Origin of the sequence: Azonexus sp. IMCC34839 (genome assembly GCF_047047955.1) — a bacterium.
Classification (GTDB): domain Bacteria; phylum Pseudomonadota; class Gammaproteobacteria; order Burkholderiales; family Rhodocyclaceae; genus Azonexus.
The window spans coordinates 1,313,597-1,330,929 of sequence record NZ_CP150631.1; the positions used below are offsets into that span (position 1 = coordinate 1,313,597).

A 17,333-nucleotide genomic window follows, 5' to 3' on the forward strand; every position below is an offset into this window, starting at 1 on the left:
AACGCCACGATACCACAAGCTCAGGCCGCTTGGAGAAGGCCGAGGCGCTCGCTCAGGGATCGGATCATGCCCGCTGTCGCGCCCCAGATGAAGTAGTCGCCATAGGGCATGGCAAAGTAGTTGCGCAAGGCGCCCCGGTAATGCAAGGAGTGCCGCTGATGATTGAGCGGATCGAGCAGGAAGGCCAAAGGCACTTCAAAGACTTCCGCCACTTCGAAAGGGTCGGGCAATAGATCGAATGGCGGTTGCACGGTAGCCACTACCGGCGTCACCCGGAAGCCGGTACCGGTACGGTACTCCGGCAAGAAGCCGAGGACTTCGACACGCTCCCGCGCCAGACCGATTTCCTCTTCCGTTTCCCGCAAGGCCGTATGCACCGCCGTCAAATCATCGTCTTCGACGCGACCTCCGGGAAAAGCGATCTGTCCGGCATGATCCTTCAGGTGCGCCGTACGCTGCGTCAACAGCACGGTATGCCCAGCTTCGTGCAACACGATCGGAAACAGCACCGCCGCCGGCGTCAGTTCGGCATGGATTGCACCATCTTCGACCACCGTAGCAGCCGCTTGCGGCTCGGGCAACAAACAGGCTTTCAGCCTGTCCAGATCAATTCTCATGCGCTCGCGGAATCCTCCTCGATCTCCGCGCTCACCGACGTCAAGGCGTCCTGCAAGGTCTCCTCGGACAAACCGTTGATCGAGGTCGCCACCATGTCTGCAGCCTCCACCGCCCCGACGGGCAAGCGCTTGCTGTCCAGACTGGCAATCAAGGCGGCCGAGGCGCCAACCACACGCAGGAGCGCCTGGCGCTCGCCCATCAGCATTTCGATTTCTCTGCGCAACAGCGCAATTTCCTGGTCACGTTGTGGCATTTCTCTCTCCTAGAAGCGTTTTTTTAGTGTCATCGTACTGCCATCCCGCTGCATTTCCATGCGATTCAGGAAGCTCATGCCAAGCAGGGCAAACGGCATTTCCGTTTGGTGAATGGTTGCATCAATTCCATGTAGCGTCACATCGCCAATCCGCACCGTATCCAGCTTGACCCGACTAACAACCGTCTGGCCATTGGCGGTATTGGTAACCCCTTTTTCACCCCGGTTTGGATCCAGTCCAATACGACGCGCATCGCTTGCTCCAAGGGAAATCATTGTCGCACCAGTATCGACGAGAAAACGGACCGACGTTCCGTTTACCGTACCAGTCGTAATGAAATGCCCCTGACCATCGGCAGTCAAGACAATCTTTCCGGAACCATCGCCCGGCGACGCACCGATGGCATGCTGCCCGATCCGCAAGGGACGTTTCTTGCCGCCGACCTCGACGATGGCTTGATCGCCCTGAATGGAAATCAATTTGACGCCATCAACCGACTCCCCGACGCGTACCGCCTGCGGTTCGCCACCGTTGATCATCAGCATGGCCTTGCTGCCAAGCAAGCCGGCCAAGCCGACATCCTGGGCCGCAACCGGGAGGGATGCCAAGCCCAGCAGCAAAGCGATGGGCGTAAAATGCCATTTCATTTTCCTGCGGAATCCCGAAAACATGCTCCCGGTCGCCATCTTTCGCCACTCCCCAACAGAAGGTCCAGGCTATTTTGCCATATTCCTAGAGCAGCACGGGATTCCCTGGCGCTTGATCGCCATCGACGAAGGCGAAGCCGTCCCCGATCAGGCCGATGCCTTCTCCGGCCTGTGTTTCATGGGCGGCCCGATGAGCGTCAATGACCCACTGCCCTGGATAGATTCGGTGTGCGCCTTGATTCGCGACGCGGTCAGCAAGAACATACCGGTTATCGGCCATTGCCTGGGCGGTCAATTGATGAGCAAGGCGTTGGGCGGACAAGTCACGAGAAATCCTGTCAAGGAAATCGGCTGGGGAGGCGCCCACGGCGAAGACAACGCGATTGCCCGGCATTGGTTGGGAAACTTCGCCGGAGCCAGCGGCACTATTTTCCAGTGGCACGGCGAAACTTTCAGCATTCCGCAAGGCGCCACTCGGCTCTTTGCCAACGCCTACTGCGCCAATCAGATGTTTGCACTCGGCCCCCATCTGGGCATGCAGTGCCACGTCGAGATGACGCCCGAGATGATCGCCAAGTGGTGCGAACAATGGGCAGAGGAAGCAGCGGCCGCGGCCGATCAGCCGAGCGTACAGACACCGGCCGAGATGGAAGAACAGATTGCCGAACGTCTGCCGGTCATGCGCCAGCTCTCGGAGCAACTCTATTCGGTGTGGATCGCCGGCCTAAAACGCTGAGCAAAAACGAAATGGGGCGAACCGCGTCGCCCCATTTTTGGCCATTTTGCCGCGTGCACCGTAGCAGTGTCGTTCAATCGCGGTAGTTGCCGTCCTTGATCGGAAAATCGGTGATCTTGGAGCGCACCAGCGCGATCGCTTCGCGCAATTCGTCGATCTTCTTGCCGCTGACACGCACCGCATCGCCCTGAATCGACGCTTGGGCCTTGAGCTTGGCATCCTTGATCAACTTGACGATCTTTTTGGCCAGTTCGCTGTCGATGCCGTCCTTGATCTTCATTTCCTGCTTGGTCTTGTTTCCGGAAACGCTCTGCACCTTCTGCACATCCAGACGCTTGACGCTATCCTTTTCCTTTTTCTCCATCGCCGGGAAGAGCAGGTCCTTGATCTGGTCCAGCTGGAATTCGGAATCTCCCCACAGCGTGATGACTTTATCCTTCTCGTTCAACTCGACCTTGGCCGAGGTGCCCTTGAAGTCGTAGCGGTTGTCGATCTGGCGTGCGGCAACATCTACCGCATTCTTGAGCGCGACCATGTCGGCTTCGGAAGTAAAGTCAAAACTGGGCATGGAACTCTCCTTTCCTGACAAATGAAAAGCCCGGCGCAGGCCGGGCAAATTTGGCGCTCAGCCGATGCTGATCAGCCGAAATGGCAGACGTAGTGGTACGGCTCGTCGCAGGCGATTTCAAAGCTGGAGTTGCCCGGTACGTTGAAGGACTGGCCGTCACCGTAGGTTTTCCACTCGCTCTCGCCCTTCAGTTTGACGCGGCAGGAGCCGCCGACGCCTTCCATGATTTCCGGTGCGCCGGTATTGAAGGTCAGGCTGGACGGCAGGATCACGCCAACCGTCTTCTTGGTGCCGTCGGCCAGCACGACTGTGTGGCTAACGCACTTGCCATCGAAATAAACATTGGCCTTCTTGACCACCGAAACGTTGTCGTATTGCGACATTTAAATACCCCAAATTTTCTGAATAACGCTTTTGGCAATGAAACCGACCATGCCGAAGGCCAGCACGAAGAACAGTACGAACGTACCGGTCTTGCCTGCCTTCGACTTCCAGGCGATCTCGCCGATGATGAACAGCATGAACACGATGAAAGCGCCGACCCCCCAAGTGGAGAAAAAGTCGGCGATCTGCTCCTCGTTAAACCCGAAGAGGGTTCCACCTTCCATGCTTTAGGCCTTCTTCTTGGCGGCCGGCTTCTTGGCTGGAGCCGTGGCAGGCTTCGCAGCTGCCTTGACCGGTGCCGCCTTGGTTGCCGGTGCTTTCTTGGCAACAGGCTTGCTGGCCGGCTTGGCAGCAGCTTTGACTGCTACGGTTTTCGCAGCGGCCTTCGGCGCCACTGGCTTGGCGGTTTTAGCTGCCGGTTTTTTGGCGGCAACCGGCTCGGTCTTCTTCACCGGCGCCTTCTTGGCAGCAGCCGGCTTGCCCGACTTCTTTGCCGTCAGGTTGGCGGCAATACGCATGCGCAGGGCGTTCAGTTTGATGAAGCCGCCGGCATCGCGCTGGTCGTAGGCACCGGCATCATCCTCGAAGGTGGCGATGGTCGAGTCGAACAGCGAATCGGTCTTCGAGTCGCGGCCGACGACGATCACGTTGCCCTTGTACAGCTTCAGGCGGACGGTACCGTTCACGTTCTGCTGGGTGTGGTCGATCAGCACTTGCAGCGCCTTGCGCTCCGGGCTCCACCAGTAGCCGTTGTACACCAGGCTGGCATAGCGCGGCATCAGGTCGTCCTTCAGGTGGGCGACTTCGCGGTCGAGGGTAATCGACTCGATGGCACGGTGGGCACGCAACAGGATCGTTCCGCCCGGAGTTTCGTAGCAGCCGCGCGACTTCATGCCGACGTAGCGGTTCTCGACCAAATCGAGACGACCGATACCGTGCTTGCCGCCAAGCTCATTGAGCAGGGCCAGCACTTCATGCGCCTTCAGCTTTTTGCCATTGACGGCCACAACGTCGCCCTTGGCGAATTCGAGGTCGAGGTATTCAGCCTTGTTCGGTGCCTTTTCCGGCGATACAGTCCAGCGCCACATCGATTCCTCGGCTTCGGCGGCCGGATCTTCCAGGTGGCGACCTTCATAGGAGATGTGCAGGAGGTTGGCATCCATGGAATACGGGGAGCCGCCCTTCTTGTGCTTCATGTCGATTTCGATGCCGTGCTTCTCGGCATAGGCCATCAGCTTTTCGCGCGACATCAGGTCCCACTCGCGCCACGGCGCGATGACCTTGATGCCCGGCTTCAGTGCGTAGGCGCCGAGCTCGAAACGGACCTGGTCGTTGCCCTTGCCGGTGGCGCCGTGACAGATGGCGTCGGCGCCGGTCTCATTGACGATGTCGATCAGGCGCTTGGCGATCAGCGGCCGGGCGATCGAGGTACCGAGCAGGTACTCGCCTTCATAGACAGTGTTGGCACGGAACATCGGAAAAACGAAATCGCGCACGAACTCTTCGCGCAGGTCGTCGATGTAGATATTTTTCGGCTTGATGCCAGCCTTCAGCGCCTTGGCGCGGGCCGGTTCCAACTCTTCGCCTTGACCGAGGTCGGCCGTGAAGGTGACGACTTCGCACTTGTATACATCCTGCAGCCACTTGAGGATGACCGAGGTATCCAGACCGCCCGAATAGGCCAGTACGACCTTCTTGATATCGCTCATTTGCGTTCCCTTATTGCGTTTGAATCTTGCCGAGAAGGAGATATTCCATCAGGGCCTTTTGCACGTGTAACCGGTTCTCTGCTTCGTCCCAAACCACCGACTGCGGACCATCGATGACTTCGGCCGTCACTTCCTCACCGCGGTGCGCCGGCAGGCAGTGCATGAATACTGCATCCGAATTGGCCACCGCCATCATTTCAGCATCGACGCACCAATCGGCGAAAGCTTTCATGCGGGCTTCGTTCTCGGCTTCGTAGCCCATCGATGTCCACACGTCGGTGGTCACCAGATCGGCGCCACGACAGGCATCCATCGGATCGGAGAATATCTTGAAGCGCGCAGGATCGATTTTGCCAACCAAATCGGCATTGATTTCGTAACCCGGCGGCGTCGACACATGTACCTTGAAATCCAGGACTTCCGCCGCCTGCAGCCAGGTATTGCACATATTGTTGGCGTCGCCGACCCAGGCCACCGTCTTGCCCTGGATGCAGCCGCGATGCTCGATATAGGTGTAGATATCGGCCAGAATCTGACACGGATGGTATTCGTTGGTCAGCCCATTGATCACCGGCACCCGCGAATTCGCGGCAAAACGTTCGATGATGTCCTGCTCGAAGGTACGGATCATCACGATGTCGCTCATGCGCGAAATCACCTGTGCTGCATCCTCGACCGGCTCGCCACGCCCCAGTTGCGAGTCGCGGGTGTTCAGATAGATCGCCGAACCGCCGAGTTGCTGCATGCCAGCCTCGAAAGAAAGGCGCGTCCGGGTACTGGCCTTTTCGAAGATCATCACCAAGGTGCGATCCGAAAGCGGCCAGTACTTCTGATACGACTTGAACTGGTTCTTGATCCAGCGCGTGCGCTCGAACACATAGTCGAATTCGTCGCGCGTGAAATCCTTGAACTGCAGAAAATGCTTGATTGCCATGATCAACCCGCGAGGAAATCCTTGATCAAGGGCACGACGCGCCCGACCAATTCGCACGCCTCAGCTTCGCTAAAAGTCAGCGGCGGCAACAAACGGATCACCTTGTCGGAGGTGACATTGATCAGCAGACCGGCGGCCAATGCTTTGCCGACGAGCTCGCCACACGGCCGATCGAGTTCGACGCCAATCATCAAACCATGACCACGAATATCGACCAGGCCAACCACACCTTTCAGTGCATCGGCGAACAACTGACGAATCAATGCACCGACTTTTTCGGCATTGTCCATCAGGCCATCCTGCTCGATCACATCGATGGTAGTCAGCGCAGCGGTACAAGCCAGCGGATTGCCGCCAAAGGTCGAGCCATGATTGCCCGGCCCGAACAAACCGGCAGCCTTGCCACCCGCCATGCAAGCGCCAATCGGCACACCTGAGCCGAGGCCTTTGGCGAGAGTAGCCACATCGGGCTGAATGCCGGCGTGCTGATAACCGAACCACTTGCCGGTTCGCGCCATCCCGCACTGCACCTCGTCACAGATCAGCAGCCAATCATTGGCATCGCAAATCTCACGGAGTTCCTTTTGGAACTCGATGGAGGCCAAGTGAATACCGCCCTCGCCCTGCACGATTTCAAGCATGACGGCAACGATTTGCTTGTTGTGCTCCGCGACTGTCTTGATGGCCTCGATATCGTTGTAAGGCACGCGGATGAAACCAGAGACAAGCGGCTCAAAACCTGCCTGCGCCTTGCGGTTCCCGGTCGCCGACAAGGTCGCCATGGTCCGGCCATGGAAAGCCTTTTCCATCACAATGACGGTCGGTGTCTCGATACCTTTCTTGTGACCGTAATAGCGCGCCAATTTGATAGCGGCTTCATTGGCCTCGCAGCCGGAATTGCAGAAGAATATCTCCTGCATACCGGAAAGAGCCGCCAAACGATCGGCTAGCTGTTCTTGCTCGCGGATTCGATATAGGTTCGAAGTATGCAACATGCGGCCGGCTTGTGCCGAGATCGCAGCAATCAGCTTGGGGTGCGCATGCCCCAGCGTAGAAACGGCAATCCCGGACAAACCGTCCAGGTATTCCTTGCCTTCGGTATCGGTGATCCGGCTCCCCTGACCATGGCTGAAAGCCACAGGCAACCGGGCATAGGTATTCATGACGTGGGACATCAGGCAACCCCAGAAAACGAAAACGGCGGCCACTGCCGCCGGGGACAACCGCCACTCACTGCGGTAAATAACCGTAGTAGTTGCAGAAATTCGAATGTTAAGTGAAAAATAGAGCCTTGTATAGAAGACGAAATCATGCGCATAGCCATATTCAACCAGAAGGGGGGCGTCGGAAAAACGACGACGGCGCTCAATCTCGGTGCAGCGCTCAGTCGAGCCAGCGCACCGCCGCTGCTTATCGACCTAGACCCCCAGGGACATCTGTCGAGCATCCACGGCTCCGCTCCCGGTCAGGCAGCGAAGAGTATTTTCTCCTTCTATCAGGAAGACACGCCGCTGCAAGACCTCGTCGTCGACTGGGAGCATCTGGGTCAATTGATTCCCGCACACCAGCAATTGATGAAGGTCGACTCGATTTTCGGCAAAGGCCCCGCCATCCTGAACAAACTGCGCGTCGGTCTGGAAACCCTTGAAGCCAACCAGGCACCACGCCCCTGCATCATCGATTGCTGCCCCTACATCGGCGTGCTTGCACTCAATGCCATTTTTGCCTGCGATTGCATCATCATTCCCGTATCCACCGATTACTTGTCGCTCCAGGCTGCCGAACACATTTCCCGGACGCTCCAAGTATTGGAACCGGTACTCAAACGTCGAGTTAACCGCCGCTACCTGCTTACCCGCTTTGACCGCCGCCGCCGCATGAGCGAGGACGTTCGCAACAAGCTCAGGGCAAGCTACGGCGACGAAGTACTGGACACCGTCATTTCGGAAAACGTAGCCGTTGCAGAAAGCCCATCGCACAACCGAGATGTCTTCCGCCAAAACCCGAACAGCCCCGGCGCCAATGATTACCGCAGGATGCTGGAAGAGCTGATCGAGCGCGGCGACCTAAAGCTGCAGACTGAGTTGTCCTGGAATTAATCCTTCCATAATTATGGAAAGCCCTCTGCTTCTGCTAGAATCGCTGGACGCCTAGCAGCACGGCCCGATCACGCAGAGTAAAACAATGACAAGTATAGAAACCACCACATTCATCATTGTTGGCGTCACCAAAGAAGGAAGAAAATTCCGCCCAAGCGACTGGGCCGAGCGCCTTTGCGGGGTCATGTCCGCTTTCGGCGCCGAGCGCAAGATGAAATACTCCCCCTACGTCGGCCCCGGCGACTACAACGGAGAAAAAGCCGTCTTCGTTGATGGCCGATTGGGAGAAATCGAGCCGATGGCTTACCGTTTCATGCTTAACTTCGCTCAGGATAACGACCTGCAAATCGTTGACGGCGTGTGCTCTATTGACGGCAAACCCTAACCAAAAACAAGCCAAGCAAGAAATAAAAAAGGCGCCCGCAGGCGCCATTTTTGTTTGCCGATCAATTAGCTTAGGCAGCAGCCAGAGCCTTGATCTGAGCAGACAGGCGGCTCTTGGTGCGAGCAACCTTGTTCTTGTGAACAATTTTCTTGTCCGCGATACGATCGATCACCGACACGGACTGCTGAAAGACACCCTGTGCGGCAGCTTTGTCACCGGCGTCGATTGCCTGGCGAACACGCTTGATCGCGGTACGCAGGGTCGAACGCAGGCTAGCGTTATGGGCGCGCTGCTTGTCAGCTTGACGGGCGCGTTTGCGGGCTTGTGCGCTGTTGGCCATGACTAACCATCCAAACTATAAATCAAACCGCAGATTATACTCATAACAAACGAAGCATTCAAGGAATTTCGTGATTATTGATCAATACTCAACTCTCTCCAGGACATACGGCGTGTTGGGCCAGCCATTGAACCAATAGGCGCCTTAGAGGTTGGAGTTTTCCCGCTGGACAAACGCGTTAACACCACGATTTTTCCATTAGGCAACTGGACAAATACTGGCCGCGTAGCAAGTGCATTACCAAGATTAACACCAATCATTGGACTAGCACCTTCGACTGGTGCGCCAGTACGATAATCGACATAGTATTGGTAGCTAGTCCCACCTGAGGTACATGCACTAAGCTCCGGAATATTAGTCGTGAATACCAACGTTCCTTGAACCAGTTGTGGATCAGTATGCGACCGTTCATTAGTTTGAGGAAAATCGAAGAACCAACCATCATTTGAAGACCAGTCGACCGCATTTGTACTTCCGGTATATATCACTTGGCCCAATTGACAGAAATTATTGTTTTGGGGGCAGGTAGTCTTAGTAATGGTCTGAGAGACATAGCGAGTACTGGTTCTTGGTGTCCCTACACCAGTTGCAGTCAATTCATCCTTTACTGCATAGAACGACTGAGTAGAGACCGTCGCGTCGCTAACTCCCAAATATTTACCGGTACCAACCAATACTACGGCCATACCGTTGATGTCACCTAGCTGAGGCGCTTCGGTAACAGGTTGGAGCTTGTCATCAGCGTCCTTGAATGTTGCCAAGAGCTGCGCGTCATACCCTGCGGTTCCGACATCCCCGTTTATATCGAATCGCCACAAATTACCCAATAAATCGCCACCATAAACCCTTAAGGCAGTATTGTCTGTTCCCGGACTATCAGCCCAAGCCGACAGACGAGCCAGACCACTGGGAGTAGAGGGACTACCAGCCCCAGTAGATATTGTTCCATCTCCACCGACAGCGGTAACCAACTGACCAGTGAAGGCATTCACAACGAATATCCGACCGACTCCGTCGCCCGGACTTACATTGTTGTAGCCAGAAGCAAATATCACAACCCAAGTACCGTTCTTCAACTTAGTGACAATGGGATTCCCATAGGTATAACCCAGGTTGTCATCAGTGAACTCCCAGAGTGCAGCAGGCGCTGTTGGGTTGGTGATATCCAAGGCGTAGTAGCCTCTGCCACCCCGGTTCTGACCACCGACCAAGATGGTTTTCCAGACTGCAGCATCCGAAGAGCAATTACTTACGCATATATCGCCAACCACTGGGGTTCCATCGAGCATGAACTTGTGTTGGTTTTTGTAGTTCTTGTCAGCCAATTGATACAACGACGGCATGACAAAGCTAGGGATATATGACCACAGTTCAGCACCCGTTGTTGCCGAAAATGCATGCACCATACCGTCGTTTGCCGGCGCATATACAATAGATGCTCTTGTTGCCTGGCTCGCCTTAAAGGCGCTATACCCCTTATCCGCATAGTTATTCAGTGGCGCCTTCACATATACGGCTTCGGCATTAACAATATCTCCCAGCAGATGATCGCGCAGGCGGAAATACTTGGTTGTATCAGTGAGCACACCTTCGTTAGAGCGATCCCCACGCAGAAAGGCTACCAAAGGAGCTCCGGCAGCTGCACTTTGATTCGCTGCGCTCAGGCAAACCGAACCCGAAGCACAGAACTGGGTTAGCCCCCCCGTCGCAGAAAGGCGTGCCAAAGAGAAATAAGCTTGCTCAGTTGTACTTAGGTTAGCCCAAGTAAACTCGCGGAGCTTATTAGATGCCGTATTTGAAAATGTATAGATGTTTCTTGACGTGTTGGTATCGAGCAACTCCCGCGCACTCCAGTCGATTCCAGGCATCACCTCACCGCTGAACAAGTTCATTCTGCGCCGGATCAACTGACCATCCCAACTGGACTCAGTGAAAGTCGACTCAAACACAAAGTTATCACCAGATGTCACATTAGGATTACTTGTTGTTGCCGCTGACGAGCTACCCGTATCTTCTTCGATCGATGCCAAAGAATCCGCAAGCGAAGTCGCCAGCGCCCCCGCATCAGATGCGCTGAAATAAAGGCCACGACCGTTCACAGCTGCATGCCAAAGGTCGTCTACGGCGGTTTGTGCGTTTGCTGCAGGGGAAGGCCAAGTACATGATGCTCCGTCGCTCATCCAAGGGCACACAGCTAATGCATCACTGGAAGCAGCCGCAGCACGACTTGCAGTACCCAAGTCGTAGAAATCGCCCGAAGTTGCACTTTGATACCCCGGCTGATATTGCATCAAACCGTTTACACCTAGGCCCAGCGTATAAGTTGTCAGATGTTGCCATGACGCACCATCCGAGCGCACTGGCTTTACGTTATCCGCGCATACGTCTGAGCCAGCCCCTAAGGCTCCAACACAATTACCCAACGCAGGGGAACGTAGATCGGTCTTATAGTAATACTCGGCGACATCAGCAAGCGAGTTGCTAACCCCTCCCGAACTGCTACTTGTTGTTGTAGTAGTACCTACAGTAGGCCCAACGGTAGAAAGTACTGTGACCGTTGGACCAGCGGTCGTTGTAGCGTTATTCGAAACGACCGACGAAGCACTCGGGTTCGGATTCTGAATAAACGTGCTTGTCGTACAATTACTTTGAGAGGTATTGGTCACTGCCCAAGCGGACCACCCGCTATCGCTATCAGTCACTGGAGTTGAAGAGACGTTTGTCGTCGATGTATTACTTGACGTGGTATCGGACATCAGCGTCCCATTGACTGTAATCAACGTCCGAGTGGAGATAGTTGTTACATCATCAACCCGAGTCGTAGTTACGACCACCGTTCGGGACTGTTGTTGTGTCTCGGTAAACAATCGATGCCTGGTGCTGGTACAGCCATTTGCTCCGTAGCCACCGTAATATTGTCGTGTTCTCTGCTGTACCGTAGCAGTACTGACTGTAGAAACGGTTTGCTGCCGAACAACCGTCGTTGTGGGCGTCGTTTCGGTTACCGTAACTGCAGCGCCGTCATTGTATGGTCGAACCTCCGAACCATCCTGATTGCCTACGTTGGTAGAGTTATCGAGCTGTTTTGGACCGTAGCTTGAAGTTTCTTGGTTTGTATTCCAATAACCATCAGTAGAAAGCAAAGCAACATTCCGTTGACAAGAATACTGAACCGGATCAACTTGACCACTGAGCTTGTTCGCAAAATATTGGCCAGCCTTAGACAAGGCCCCACGCAATGGCGTGTAGCTTGTCGGATTACCGGAAAACAACTTGTCATACCAATTTTTTTTGTGAGGGAATATAAATTCCGCGATATTCAAAAAATTGGTCCCTGTCGCATTCGTACCATTGGCAGAAATCGTATAGTAACCAACACGTAAAGGTTTCTTGGTTACCAACCCCGGTGGCGTTGCCGAGGCGTCATAAACCTCGCCAAAGGTAGAGAAGGCTATACTAGCTGCGGTCTTCATCAACTGCATGCGAGTCCGGTAATAGGCATACCAGTTCGCGTAGTTGGTCATTTCTTCGACATAAGTACAAGTTGTTCCGGCACAATCCGTGCGCCCTACAGCCTTAGTGGCCGAACCGGGGTAAGGATAACTATTCAAGCCGGAATGAATAACCGTCCGGAGGTTTGCACCATTGGCCAGGGTAAGCGACGGACTACTGCCTGGCACCGGTTGGGGGGCGAATGCAGTGGTGGTAACCGGGAAATTGCCTGATGCGACAGTAACGACCGGAGTAGAGGTCGTGGTAGATATCCCAGAGACCGTAACGACGTTATTGTTAGCGGTAGCGGTATATCCAGCTACGCCACAGTTTCCACTAAGGCCGAACGAACAACTGTTAATGCCATCACGAATCTGAGTCGCAATATTGTTCGCAGTCGACGCCCCTCCGGTAGTAGCGTTCAGTATCTCCACCCCATCTATCTTAACGCTGGAGATTTTCGTCGTCGTAGTGCCCGCCCCCACCGTGATAGTTGCCTGAAATGGAACGGGATAGCGCGGGTTGGCGTAATCCGATTGCCAAGTCGCCTTACAGGTTGTCAACGCAGCAGAAGAGCACCAACGCAGACTGGCCGGATAACGATAAGTAGTGGTCGGGCTCGATGCAGAAATACAATCCCGAAGATTGGGCGAGGAACAATATTCACCAGGAATCGTTGTATAAAAATACGCGTTCCCTTGGAGATTCGCAGTACCAGTCGACTGCACTCCATAGCCATCCTGCTTCACGGCCTTCCAGTTTGGTTTAGCCGTGGAGTCAGCGCCTGTAGCCGTTGTCGTGCCGTTCATGCTTGGGTATGCCGTCGTATTGAGCGTACCATCCGCATTAAAGTAAACAGGAGGCGAGTAGCGGATTGCCGGGTTGTAGGCGACCCCATTCCAAGACGCATTTCGACTTTGAAAAACCGCGGGACTACCATCCCCCGCCCAATCAGGCAGATAGTCGGAATCCATACTGCCTGAATCATCGAGGATGAACATCAAATTTGAATGCACCTCGTTGGAGGAAGATGTTACTAGCGGAACATCTGAAAGATCGGTTTGCGCGCTATGTACAGTCGCGAATGTCGTCGCCAACAACAAGCCGAGCGTCGTTAATGACCTAATACGAGCATTCATATTCAACCTCACTATCAATCAGAGCGCGACCACCGATTGCGCAACCGCAATCGAATTTCGTGGTCCAGTTACCAGAACGGTAATTCGGTAATGTGCCGCATAGCAATACTGCACCCCCGATCCGGTTCCAGTTGTTTTCGACCCACCAGGGCAATGAGTAGATTTTGTGTATATACAACCTTCAGACATGTATTCGCTGGTGGAAAAGCCCCCTTGATTCGGACACAGGCGCTGAATGAGATAACGCACTCCATAGCCCTGAGGAATTCCGTTAGGTACTTGACGAGCCTGCAACCCATCAAAATATTCAGCCCACCTCCCATTCGGAGGACGAAGGTCTAACCCTTGAGCCCAAGACGCCTTATAGCCGTTCGCTTGATTATCAACGGCTCTAGCTGCGGGATTGTTTTCCAACCAGTTGGTTGCCTGTTCAATACCAACCTCGACTAGGTGCACGGCAGACTGCCTAAAAGCAAGGTTACCCGCGATAAAATTCGTCGAGTCGAGTGAGCGCAACAGAGCGATCGACCCTAGAGTCATGATGACGAGAATGATTAGAGTCAACACCATAACTACACCGCGCTGGCGTGTAGCAGCAAGTCTTCCTGTGTAAATCAACGTCATGATGCACACCCCGTCGGTTCGCGAGAATCCGCAACCCCTTGCTCCCGCAAGCGAACCAACATCCAGGCTGGACTGTTCCGCAGGGGAATAACCGTCTCAAACAGCTTATAACGATAGTTCTGCCAGGTTTGCCCATCGCGGACCCTAACAGCCGCCAAATTGATCGGCGCAACACCACTCCCCGCCCACACTGGTGCCGCTGCGGTAACGACATCTGTGCTCGATTCAGCGCTCTGAGCAACCAAGGCCACTCGCAAGGAAATGATACGAGCCAGATCGCACCCCGTCGTTCCCGCCGCCGGTGGAGTCCAGGCATCGTAGGTATCTACCATGCCATCGAGGTCGCCAACGGCGGTATCTCGCCCATAAAGCAGACGCATAGCAACGATATTGTTGGCAACCGGCACCCAGGCCGGACTACAACTACCGTCTGCCGCCACGCAAGGGGTTCCACAATTATTGGCAATGTAATCGCACACGGCCAGCTTGCCATTCCTGACCGCAAAGGCCTGAACACGCAGACTTGCAACCCCACCCGCTGCAGATGGACCAAGGTTGAACAACAAGCCGGAATTGATAGTTCCGGGCGGGGATGCAGCAACAGTATCCGCGGGTTTCCCCAATACCCGTCGCATCTGCATCACGGCAGGACAAGCCACGCGAGGATCGACGGTCTCACGAGGATCTGGAATGAACCAATCGCCAACATTAAAAGACTGGTCCGCCCAAGTGTAGTAAGTCTCCTGAACCGGATTATCAGGGTCGGAGTTACCTGCCAACAAACGAGTAACGTTATTCGTATCACCTTCGCGGTCAGCCAATCGATATACATCTTGCCCCTGAGTGGCGCCAGAAGTATTGCTGTACATCACCAACAGGGTATCGCTATTGGCATCACCTGCTGGAATAACGGCGACCCCTGGATTAATCGTAACCATACTGAGCGGCAAATCGATACCACCTGCCGTTTCCAAATGAAGACGGCACCCCAGAAGACGCAGTTGATTGATGCCAAAACCGCTCTGTCGCACTTCTCGCTGTAACTGATCAAGCGCAATTGCAGCATTGCTTTGGGCATCATCCACACCCAGTGTCGTTCGTTTTTGTACCTCGGAAGAGGTCAACATCTGGACCATCACCAGCATGGCGATCATTCCAACCACCAAGCCAACCATGATTTCGACCAGCCCGAACCCACGTTCGGTCGAATCAATGGAGCCGCTTGAATAGGCGTCTCGATGTTTCAACATACCCCCCCCGCAGCACACGAAACGCCGACAATCCGCGTCACAGCTTGATGACTGTGACGCATTTCTCCCGGCTCACCAGGCTGTAGCCAGGATACGGTGATCGTCACCACCCCGTTACCATCAACGACAACATTTGGGGGATTAGCGTCAATTCCTGGCAACTGAATACCTGCCCGCCAAGCCGCATATGCCGCCCCCCCATTTTGATACGCCCCCTGCAACGCAGCTGTAGTCCGGTCACCTGATTGCATCTCGCCAATGAGTTGATTAACCGCAAGTACCGCATCAGAGCGGTATTTGGCATCGCTCGATAAGCGAACGGCATTGGCTTGCATACCGACGATCGCCAATATGCCGAAAGAAATGATAACCACAGAAATCATCGCTTCAATCAAGACGACGCCGCGCTGACTGCTGAGAGGACTAGCTGACATACCATTCACCTCGCTCAATTCGGGCAGCCTTGCGGGTCGGTCGATGCCCGTACCGGGTCGCACATCTTGACCTGCCCCATGGTCGTGACCACCACCCGCAAACAACGCAGATTGCCCCCTGCGGCAAAGCAGCCATTTCCGGCGGCACTACCGATATCGATGGTCAACGCGCCCTCTCTAGGCCTACCCAAACCATCAAAATTAAGCACCCCAACCCCCTCTGGCGTCACCTGCAAAACCGCATTGCGGGCCCCCGCGATTGTTTGCTGAGGTATTTGGTAAGCCGGGCTATTCGAAGGATTATCATCAGGCTGAGGAGCAATACCGTTCAAGCGAAGGCCATTCGAACGGGCGACCAACAATCCATTCTGCAACTCTTCCGCTGCATTCCTGATCTGAGAATTCAGTATCCAGTTATTGAAGGAAGGCGCACCCAGTGCCATTAGCATTGCAAGGATAACCAAGCCGACCATCAACTCAATCATGGAAAACCCACGCTCAGAGGGCATCATTGGCACACCCCACCTTTCCTCCCCACCCAGCAATTGTCGCTTCCTGCCCAACCATTCACCCCTGCCACCTGTGAGGTACGGGTGTTTTGCTCATTGATCGTATAGGTAAACCCAGCCATTTTTCCAACACCGACTGCTTGCAAGGTGTATGTCCCCTGCGCGACTGCTGCACAGGAAAACTGAAAGGCCGTACTGAGAGTCACATCTTCATTACATGCCGGCGCACCAACGTACGTTCTATTATCCTGAAACCACTGTTCCATCTGTACTCGCTTAGTTCCCAGCCCGGAGGTTGCCTCTGCAACTCCACTACGCAACACGTAGTCCACATAACTTGGGTAGGCAATGGCCGACAACAAACCCAATATGGCCATCACAATCATGACTTCAATCAATGTGAACCCAATATGCTTTTTCATACCGCACCCAAAAAATGTGGCAAAACAGGAGCCGAAGAAGGCAATCAACTACGAATAAATTAAAGCTGTACGTTTATATAATGACAAGCGAAGCATGCAAGATAGCTTCCGCTACGACACACGGTCGTTTTTACTTCCTTAGCGGTCTGGAAGCCGCTGGAAGCTAGGAACAAAAATTACTAAGCTTGGCATCGTGCAAGCCATACTTCGTTCCAAGCTGCGAATTTATGCAGCCACGCTAGTTTCCCTCTGCCTTCACGCGACGGTTCTGTACTTTGTATCGCATTCGGCTGGCCCGGGGCACAGTCCAAGCAGGAGCCTTACGGTACGGCTATCCGCTTCGTCAACAGTCAGAGCGGAAAAGAGGGGAGAGCTTAATAAGCCAACATCGCACACAGACAAGGGCATGCCTGAGAAGGACCTGGAAAACAGTGACAATCCCAGACAACTGATTACTATTGATAAGCCAGATACGATATTTCCCCTCGCTCTGGATACCAGTTCATTTTTTTTATCTGACCAGCTTACCGTAAAACCAGAACCTCTAGGCATACTCAATCCTGAAATTCTAGATGGATTGCCCAAAAAACTTTCAGGCAAACTCGTACTCACGCTCTGGATTGGAAAAACAGGAAAAGTGGAATATCTTCGTCAAGACCACAGCAACTTACCCCCAGAAATTTCTGAACAAATATCAAACGAAATCAATAACTTGAAATTTCGCCCCGGAGAGCTACATGGCACTCCGGTGGGAAGTGTAATGCGTGTAGAAATTGCCCTTGATTAGCT

19 protein-coding genes and 1 pseudogene are annotated in these 17,333 nt (G+C 54.2%); 4 read left to right on the top strand and 16 right to left on the bottom strand.

Annotation, left to right across the window (positions count from 1 at the left end):
• Positions 1–20 precede the first annotated feature (20 nt).
• The 3 genes from WIF35_RS06520 to WIF35_RS06530 are packed head-to-tail and all read right to left on the bottom strand — an operon-like array spanning position 21 to position 1,543.
• Positions 21–617 (bottom strand): CoA pyrophosphatase, encoded by a 597-nt coding sequence (locus tag WIF35_RS06520; protein WP_412480754.1) that lies wholly within the window; start codon positions 615–617, stop codon positions 21–23.
• Positions 614–871, bottom strand: a complete 258-nt coding sequence (locus tag WIF35_RS06525; RefSeq protein WP_412480755.1) for a hypothetical protein — start codon at positions 869–871, stop codon at positions 614–616. The genes WIF35_RS06520 and WIF35_RS06525 overlap by 4 nt, the downstream gene beginning before the upstream one ends.
• A 9-nt stretch (positions 872–880) precedes the next feature.
• A complete protein-coding gene (locus tag WIF35_RS06530; RefSeq protein ID WP_412480756.1) occupies positions 881–1,543 on the bottom strand; it encodes a TIGR02281 family clan AA aspartic protease in 663 nt (220 codons plus the stop codon).
• A gap of 88 nt (positions 1,544–1,631) precedes the next feature.
• On the opposite strand from WIF35_RS06530, the gene WIF35_RS06535 reads away from it, so the two are divergent.
• The gene (locus tag WIF35_RS06535) at positions 1,632–2,255 is read left to right on the top strand and encodes a type 1 glutamine amidotransferase (protein WP_412480757.1); all 624 of its coding nucleotides are present in this window, start codon (positions 1,632–1,634) and stop codon (positions 2,253–2,255) included.
• Between the two features lie 73 nt (positions 2,256–2,328).
• On the opposite strand, the gene WIF35_RS06540 is transcribed toward WIF35_RS06535, so the two are convergent.
• The 6 genes and pseudogenes from WIF35_RS06540 to WIF35_RS06565 form a co-directional block, all read right to left on the bottom strand.
• Positions 2,329–2,823 carry a YajQ family cyclic di-GMP-binding protein gene (locus tag WIF35_RS06540; protein ID WP_412480758.1) on the bottom strand — a complete coding sequence of 165 codons (495 nt, stop codon included), beginning with the start codon at positions 2,821–2,823 and terminating at the stop codon, positions 2,329–2,331.
• A 71-nt stretch (positions 2,824–2,894) separates the two neighbouring features.
• Positions 2,895–3,206 (bottom strand): pyrimidine/purine nucleoside phosphorylase, encoded by a 312-nt coding sequence (locus WIF35_RS06545; protein ID WP_011288757.1) that lies wholly within the window; start codon positions 3,204–3,206, stop codon positions 2,895–2,897.
• The gene (locus tag WIF35_RS06550; RefSeq protein WP_412480759.1) at positions 3,207–3,431 is read right to left on the bottom strand and encodes a DUF2788 domain-containing protein; all 225 of its coding nucleotides are present in this window, start codon (positions 3,429–3,431) and stop codon (positions 3,207–3,209) included.
• 261 nt (positions 3,432–3,692) lie between these two features.
• Positions 3,693–4,916 (bottom strand): annotated as a pseudogene (locus tag WIF35_RS06555) (argininosuccinate synthase); the annotation flags it as partial.
• A 10-nt stretch (positions 4,917–4,926) separates the two neighbouring features.
• Positions 4,927–5,850, bottom strand: a complete 924-nt coding sequence (gene argF / locus WIF35_RS06560) for an ornithine carbamoyltransferase (protein WP_412480760.1) — start codon at positions 5,848–5,850, stop codon at positions 4,927–4,929.
• A gap of 2 nt (positions 5,851–5,852) precedes the next feature.
• Positions 5,853–7,025, bottom strand: a complete 1,173-nt coding sequence (locus tag WIF35_RS06565) for an aspartate aminotransferase family protein (protein ID WP_412480761.1) — start codon at positions 7,023–7,025, stop codon at positions 5,853–5,855.
• A 135-nt stretch (positions 7,026–7,160) separates the two neighbouring features.
• On the opposite strand from WIF35_RS06565, the gene WIF35_RS06570 reads away from it, so the two are divergent.
• Both WIF35_RS06570 and WIF35_RS06575 read left to right on the top strand, forming a co-directional pair.
• On the top strand, positions 7,161–7,949 hold the full coding sequence (locus WIF35_RS06570) for a ParA family protein (RefSeq protein WP_412480762.1): 789 nt from the start codon (positions 7,161–7,163) through the stop codon (positions 7,947–7,949).
• An 85-nt stretch (positions 7,950–8,034) separates the two neighbouring features.
• Entirely contained in the window at positions 8,035–8,334 is a 300-nt protein-coding gene (locus WIF35_RS06575; protein ID WP_412480763.1) for a DUF3579 domain-containing protein, read from the top strand.
• Between the two features lie 70 nt (positions 8,335–8,404).
• Here WIF35_RS06575 and rpsT read toward each other — a convergent pair whose 3' ends face one another.
• From rpsT to WIF35_RS06610, 7 genes are all read right to left on the bottom strand, one after another.
• Complete coding sequence (gene rpsT / locus WIF35_RS06580) at positions 8,405–8,674, bottom strand: 30S ribosomal protein S20 (protein WP_412480764.1); 270 nt, start codon at positions 8,672–8,674, stop codon at positions 8,405–8,407.
• 74 nt (positions 8,675–8,748) lie between these two features.
• Positions 8,749–13,305: a pilus assembly protein gene (locus WIF35_RS06585; RefSeq protein WP_412480765.1), complete on the bottom strand. Its 4,557-nt coding sequence runs from the start codon at positions 13,303–13,305 to the stop codon at positions 8,749–8,751.
• Between the two features lie 18 nt (positions 13,306–13,323).
• On the bottom strand, positions 13,324–13,929 hold the full coding sequence (locus tag WIF35_RS06590) for a hypothetical protein (protein WP_412480766.1): 606 nt from the start codon (positions 13,927–13,929) through the stop codon (positions 13,324–13,326).
• Positions 13,926–15,179, bottom strand: coding sequence for a PilW family protein (locus WIF35_RS06595; protein ID WP_412480767.1), 1,254 nt, complete (start codon positions 15,177–15,179; stop codon positions 13,926–13,928). Before WIF35_RS06595 ends, WIF35_RS06590 begins: the two co-directional genes overlap by 4 nt.
• Entirely contained in the window at positions 15,173–15,613 is a 441-nt protein-coding gene (locus WIF35_RS06600; RefSeq protein WP_412480768.1) for a hypothetical protein, read from the bottom strand. Before WIF35_RS06600 ends, WIF35_RS06595 begins: the two co-directional genes overlap by 7 nt.
• 14 nt (positions 15,614–15,627) lie before the next feature.
• A complete protein-coding gene (locus WIF35_RS06605) occupies positions 15,628–16,098 on the bottom strand; it encodes a Tfp pilus assembly protein FimT/FimU (RefSeq protein WP_412480769.1) in 471 nt (156 codons plus the stop codon).
• Between the two features lie 23 nt (positions 16,099–16,121).
• Positions 16,122–16,544, bottom strand: coding sequence for a type IV pilin protein (locus WIF35_RS06610; protein WP_412480770.1), 423 nt, complete (start codon positions 16,542–16,544; stop codon positions 16,122–16,124).
• A 406-nt stretch (positions 16,545–16,950) separates the two neighbouring features.
• Between WIF35_RS06610 and WIF35_RS06615 the strand changes: the two genes are divergently transcribed.
• Entirely contained in the window at positions 16,951–17,331 is a 381-nt protein-coding gene (locus tag WIF35_RS06615; RefSeq protein WP_412480771.1) for a hypothetical protein, read from the top strand.
• Positions 17,332–17,333 lie beyond the last annotated feature (2 nt).